General features: G+C 44.5%; 2 tRNA genes and 3 rRNA genes. All 5 read left to right on the forward strand.

The features are described 5' to 3' along the window. The first annotated feature begins 637 nt into the window (after nucleotides 1–637). The 5 genes from BKH46_RS09000 (at nucleotide 638) to rrf (ending at nucleotide 6,098) form a co-directional block, all read left to right on the forward strand. Nucleotides 638–2,136, forward strand: a 16S ribosomal RNA gene (locus tag BKH46_RS09000). Between the two features lie 135 nt (nucleotides 2,137–2,271). Then, nucleotides 2,272–2,348: transfer RNA gene (locus BKH46_RS09005), tRNA-Ile, on the forward strand. A 3-nt stretch (nucleotides 2,349–2,351) separates the two neighbouring features. After that, a tRNA-Ala gene (locus BKH46_RS09010) sits at nucleotides 2,352–2,427 on the forward strand. Between the two features lie 371 nt (nucleotides 2,428–2,798). After that, nucleotides 2,799–5,680: ribosomal RNA gene (locus BKH46_RS09015) — 23S ribosomal RNA — on the forward strand. A gap of 302 nt (nucleotides 5,681–5,982) precedes the next feature. Then, a 5S ribosomal RNA gene (gene rrf / locus BKH46_RS09020) occupies nucleotides 5,983–6,098 on the forward strand. Together the 16S, 23S and 5S rRNA genes with 2 tRNA genes alongside form the textbook arrangement of a ribosomal RNA operon. The last annotated feature ends 555 nt before the right edge of the window (nucleotides 6,099–6,653 follow it).

Here is a 6,653-nt window from a genome sequence, read left to right on the forward strand (position 1 = left end):
ATTAAGCAATAAGCTTGTAATATTCCAATCCCATTCAGGTGAGCCGCATATAAAACTCTCCGATAATTTTTCTTTTTATCTCTGGTTGATGGGTTTCTATAAGAAATCTATGAGTTAAGGGTTAGAATTGGATTGTCAGATGGCTGTCTTGGAGATCTTATTGAAATGTTTCAGTAAGGGTCAGTCCTTGATTGTGTGTTGCTTGTTTGTATTGGTTGTTCTTTATACTTGATTTCAGATATGATTTTTGAGTTTTGGGTATATGCCTAGCATATATTGAAAATACAAGATTCTAATATTTGTTGATTGAGTGATGATCTTTGAAATCTAAGCAAGAGAATGGAGTTTTTGATCCGATAGAGCATTTGATTCAAAGCCCAAGCCCTTCTTTCAATCAAACAACAATCCAAAGCACAGCAAAGCAATTTGCTATGTTGGGAAAGATGTAGATAGAGTGAGTGCTTGTGCAATGCATTGCAATATTATATTAAAGACGAAATCTCTTTTTGTTGTTACTATCTATACAACTCGTTTATTACTTTTAGACTCTCATGACCTCAAAGGTCTTGTGAGAATCTTTAAGGGATAATTATTTTGTGATTTATAGACACACGAAGAGAGAGGGACAAACTTAACTTTTATGGAGAGTTTGATCCTGGCTCAGAGTGAACGCTGGCGGCGTGCCTAATACATGCAAGTCGAACGATGAAATCTCTAGCTTGCTAGAGGTGGATTAGTGGCGCACGGGTGAGTAACGCATAGGTCATGTGCCCTTTAGTCTGGGATAGCCACTGGAAACGGTGATTAATACTAGATACTCCCTACGGGGGAAAGAATTTCGCTAAAGGATCAGCCTATGTCCTATCAGCTTGTTGGTGGGGTAATGGCCCACCAAGGCTATGACGGGTATCCGGCCTGAGAGGGTGAACGGACACACTGGAACTGAGACACGGTCCAGACTCCTACGGGAGGCAGCAGTAGGGAATATTGCTCAATGGGGGAAACCCTGAAGCAGCAACGCCGCGTGGAGGATGAAGGTTTTAGGATTGTAAACTCCTTTTCTAAGAGAAGATAATGACGGTATCTTAGGAATAAGCACCGGCTAACTCCGTGCCAGCAGCCGCGGTAATACGGAGGGTGCAAGCGTTACTCGGAATCACTGGGCGTAAAGAGCGCGTAGGCGGGGCAATAAGTCAGATGTGAAATCCTGTGGCTTAACTACAGAACTGCATTTGAAACTGTTGCTCTAGAGTATGGGAGAGGTAGGTGGAATTCTTGGTGTAGGGGTAAAATCCGTAGAGATCAAGAGGAATACTCATTGCGAAGGCGACCTGCTGGAACATTACTGACGCTAATGCGCGAAAGCGTGGGGAGCAAACAGGATTAGATACCCTGGTAGTCCACGCCCTAAACGATGGATGCTAGTTGTTGGGGGGCTTGTCCCTCCAGTAATGCAGCTAACGCATTAAGCATCCCGCCTGGGGAGTACGGTCGCAAGATTAAAACTCAAAGGAATAGACGGGGACCCGCACAAGCGGTGGAGCATGTGGTTTAATTCGAAGATACGCGAAGAACCTTACCTAGGCTTGACATTGATGGAATCTGCTAGAAATAGCGGAGTGTCTAGCTTGCTAGACCCTGAAAACAGGTGCTGCACGGCTGTCGTCAGCTCGTGTCGTGAGATGTTGGGTTAAGTCCCGCAACGAGCGCAACCCTCGTCCTTAGTTGCTAGCAGTTCGGCTGAGCACTCTAAGGAGACTGCCTTCGTAAGGAGGAGGAAGGTGAGGACGACGTCAAGTCATCATGGCCCTTACGCCTAGGGCTACACACGTGCTACAATGGGGTGTACAAAGAGATGCAATGTCGCGAGGCGGAGCAAATCTCAAAAACATCTCTCAGTTCGGATTGTAGTCTGCAACTCGACTACATGAAGCTGGAATCGCTAGTAATCGTGAATCAGCAATGTCACGGTGAATACGTTCCCGGGTCTTGTACTCACCGCCCGTCACACCATGGGAGTTGTATTCGCCTTAAGCCGGGATGCTAAATTGGCTACCGTCCACGGCGGATGCAGCGACTGGGGTGAAGTCGTAACAAGGTAACCGTAGGTGAACCTGCGGTTGGATCACCTCCTTTCTAGAGAAATATTGGGATATTTGTTTATCTCAATCATTGATATTAGATGTTTTATAGATTAGAAACTTCTTTTCTTGCTTAGTTTTCAGAGATTGATACTTCAATCGATGGATTTGAAATAAGAGACTGTTATAGGGGCTTATAGCTCAGGTGGTTAGAGCGCACCCCTGATAAGGGTGAGGTCAGAGGTTCAACTCCTCTTAAGCCCACCATAAGGGGAATTAGCTCAGCTGGGAGAGCGCCTGCTTTGCACGCAGGAGGTCAGCGGTTCGATCCCGCTATTCTCCACCATAACTTTCTCTTATACAGCAGCCTTAGACTCAAAGATATGATACAAACAAGAAGTTTAATCAGAGTCTTCTCACTTCTACCCATAAGAAGATATAAGATTTGCATTAGACTTTTGTCTAAATGTTGTTTCACATATTATTGTCAATAGCCTAAAAAATAGTAATAAAACTACGATTACTCTGTTTTATAGAAGTAAGAGAAATTTATTTTGATATGAGGGAATCATTTCTAATATCAGATAGATAGACCATACATTCAATAAGGCAGTGATAACCTAGAATATTCATACAATTTTATCGATACTTAAAAGGATCTTTGATCAGGCATTGTATCTATAGACTTAGTCTATGGGTGCAATGTTTGGAGATAGGAAATAAGCTTTTAAGGGCAGATGGTGGATGCCTTGGCAAAGAGAGGCGATGAAGGACGTACTAGACTGCGATAAGCTATGGGGAGCTGTCAAGAAGCTTTGATCCATAGATTTCCGAATGGGGCAACCCGGCTAGCAGAGATGCTAGTCACCTTTAATGGAGCGAACCTAGGGAAGTGAAACATCTCAGTACCTAGAGGAAAAGAAATCAACGAGATTCCCCCAGTAGCGGCGAGCGAAAGGGGAAAAGGGCAAACCAAGTGCTTGCACTTGGGGTTGTGGACTGCAATATCCACTTGCATAACTTAGCAGAATGATTTGGAAAGATCAGTCATAGAGGGTGATAGCCCCGTATGCGAAAAGTTATGCATAGGTAGCAGGATCCAGAGTAGGTCAGGACACGAGAAATCCGGGCTGAAGCAGGGGAGACCACTCTCCAACCCTAAATACTACTCTTTGACCGATAGCGAACAAGTACCGTGAGGGAAAGGTGAAAAGAACCGCAGTGAGCGGAGTGAAATAGAACCTGAAACCATCTGCCTACAATCATTCAGAGCCCTATGATTTATCAGGGTGATGGACTGCCTTTTGCATAATGATCCTGCGAGTTGTGGTGTCTGGCAAGGTTAAGCAAACGCGAAGCCGTAGCGAAAGCGAGTCTTAATAGGGCGATCAGTCAGATGCTGCAGACCCGAAGCTAAGTGATCTATCCATGGCCAAGTTGAAACGAGTGTAATAGCTCGTGGAGGACTGAACTCGTACCCATTGAAACGGGTTGGGATGAGCTGTGGATAGGGGTGAAAGGCCAAACAAACTTAGTGATAGCTGGTTCTCTTCGAAATATATTTAGGTATAGCCTCAAGTGATAGCAATAGGGGGTAGAGCTCTGATTGGGCTAGGGCTGCTCACCGCGGTACCAAACCCTGTCAAACTTCGAATACCTATTGCCCTATCTTGGGAGTCAGGCGGTGGGTGATAAAATCAATCGTCAAAAGGGGAACAACCCAGACTGGCAAATAAGGTCCCAAAGTTCTATTCTGAGTGGAAAAAGATGTACAGTTACTCAGACAACCAGGAGGTTGGCTTAGAAGCAGCCATCCTTTAAAGAAAGCGTAACAGCTCACTGGTCTAGTGATTGCGCGCTGAAAATATAACGGGGCTAAGATAGACACCGAATTTCCAGATTGTGCTGATGCACAGTGGTAGAAGAGCGTTCGTATCTGCGTTGAAGGTATACCGGTAAGGAGTGCTGGAGCGATGCGAAGTGAGCATGCAGGAATGAGTAACGATAAAATATGTGAGAATCATATTCGCCGTAAATCTAAGGTTTCCTACGCTATGCTCGTCATCGTAGGGTTAGTCGGGTCCTAAGACAAGTCAGAAATGGGTAGTCGATGGAAAATAGGTTAATATTCCTATACCAACCATTGTGTGCGATGGGGGGACGCATAGGGTTAAGCGAGCCAGCTGATGGAAGTGCTGGTCGAAGGGCGTAGATTGGAGGGTAGGCAAATCCACCTCTGTATTCGAAACCTTACAGGCTTCTTGAAACCTTCGGGTCGATAGGAGAATCGCTGATACCGTCGTGCCAAGAAAAGCCTCTAAGTTTAGCAATGGTTGCCCGTACCGCAAACCGACACAGGTAGATGAGATGAGTATTCTAAGGCGCGTGAATGAACTCTGGTTAAGGAACTCTGCAAACTAGCACCGTAAGTTCGCGATAAGGTGTGCCTGAGCAATCAGGTCTCAGCAAAGAGTCCCTCCCGACTGTTTACCAAAAACACAGCACTTTGCAAACTCGTAAGAGGAAGTATAAGGTGTGACGCCTGCCCGGTGCTCGAAGGTTAAGAGGATTAGTCAGACGCAAGTCGAAGCTTTGAATTGAAGCCCGAGTAAACGGCGGCCGTAACTATAACGGTCCTAAGGTAGCGAAATTCCTTGTCGGTTAAATACCGACCTGCATGAATGGCGTAACGAGATGGGAGCTGTCTCAACCAGAGATTCAGTGAAATTGTAGTGGAGGTGAAAATTCCTCCTACCCGCGGCAAGACGGAAAGACCCCGTGGACCTTTACTACAGCTTGGCACTGCCGATGGGAGCATTATGCGCAGGATAGGCGGGAGGCTTTGAAATCTTCACTCCGGTGGAGATGGAGCCATCCTTGAGATACCGCCCTTAATGTTTCTGTCTGCTAACTGGCTAGAGTTATCCTCTAGCAGGACAATGCCTGGTGGGTAGTTTGACTGGGGCGGTCGCCTCCTAAAAAGTAACGGAGGCTTGCAAAGGTTGGCTCATTGCGGTTGGAAATCGCAAGTTGAGTGTAATGGCACAAGCCAGCCTGACTGTAAGACAAACAAGTCGAGCAGAGACGAAAGTCGGTCATAGTGATCCGGTGGTTCTGTGTGGAAGGGCCATCGCTCAAAGGATAAAAGGTACCCCGGGGATAACAGGCTGATCTCCCCCAAGAGCTCACATCGACGGGGAGGTTTGGCACCTCGATGTCGGCTCATCGCATCCTGGGGCTGGAGCAGGTCCCAAGGGTATGGCTGTTCGCCATTTAAAGCGGTACGCGAGCTGGGTTCAGAACGTCGTGAGACAGTTCGGTCCCTATCTGCCGTGGGCGTAGGAAAGTTGAGGAGAGCTGTCCCTAGTACGAGAGGACCGGGATGGACGTGCCACTAGTGTACCAGTTGTCCTGCCAAGGGCATCGCTGGGTAGCTACGCACGGATGTGATAACCGCTGAAAGCATCTAAGCGGGAAGCCAACTCCAAGATTAACTTTCCCTGAAGGTCGCAGGAAGACTACCTGCTTGATAGGGTAGATGTGTAAGTGCAGTAATGCATTCAGCTGACTACTACTAATAGACCGTTTGGCTTATTTTATTTTAATACAGATAAATGCGTGTGAGTATTTGTTATCACTGCCTTATTGAGTGTATGTGTTTTATGACTATGGCTGATAGATTTTAAAGTGGTGTGCTTGTATCTTTCTTTGAGAATCAAGCAAGCTCACTTTGGAGTTGTATGAGTTTTTAGGCTATTGGAGATTCTCCTTGTAATGGAAAATGGAGTTAAGGGCAATCGATCCACTTTAGATCTATGCTAAGCTATATTGTATAGTGATATATGGTATAGGTTAGCTTTGTGCTTGTGTGGAATTTAGGCATTGCTTTTAACTCCCTTTTCCTTGTGTCTATAGAGAAGAGGCAACACCCAGCTCCATCCCGAACCTGGCAGTTAAGCTCTTCTTCGCTGATGATACTGCATCTTTCAGGTGTGGGAACGTAAGTCGATGCAGGGATAGGGAATCTTCTTTTTATACTTTAAATTGATCATCAATCCCCATCAATTAAATCCAAACATATACATTGTCATTATTCTATTTTTAGTGTTTCAAAGTTTAGAATTATTGTTAAGAGTTTCAGAATTATCCTTAAGAGTTTCAAAGCTATCCTTATTGGTTTATTTAATACTTTCTATTGGAGGTAGGGGGTTATAAACTAACTATCTTTTAAAATATATTTTAGGGTTTTAAAATGTTGTTTAAGAACTGACTGAAATCTAGTCGAATATGATGTTTATGAGATTTTTAAAATAAGGCTCTAGGGCTTTTTGCTTGAGTGTGTCTATAGAAGTATAAAACGTCATATAAAATCAAAGTGAGTTGACACTTAAAATCAAAGTGATGTGCTCTGCTTGTGTTTTATGTGGCAAATCATGACTTAAATGTAACTGAAACTAACTATTCTTCAAACCATCTTTTAAAGCTCTAAAAACACCTTTTAAATCAACTTTAAATCGTATTAAATAACAATAATGCCAAGGTCTTGCTCTTAATTCAAAAGCTCTTTTATTC

Origin of the sequence: Helicobacter sp. 12S02634-8, from assembly GCF_002272865.1 — a bacterium.
Lineage (GTDB): Bacteria > Campylobacterota > Campylobacteria > Campylobacterales > Helicobacteraceae > Helicobacter_J.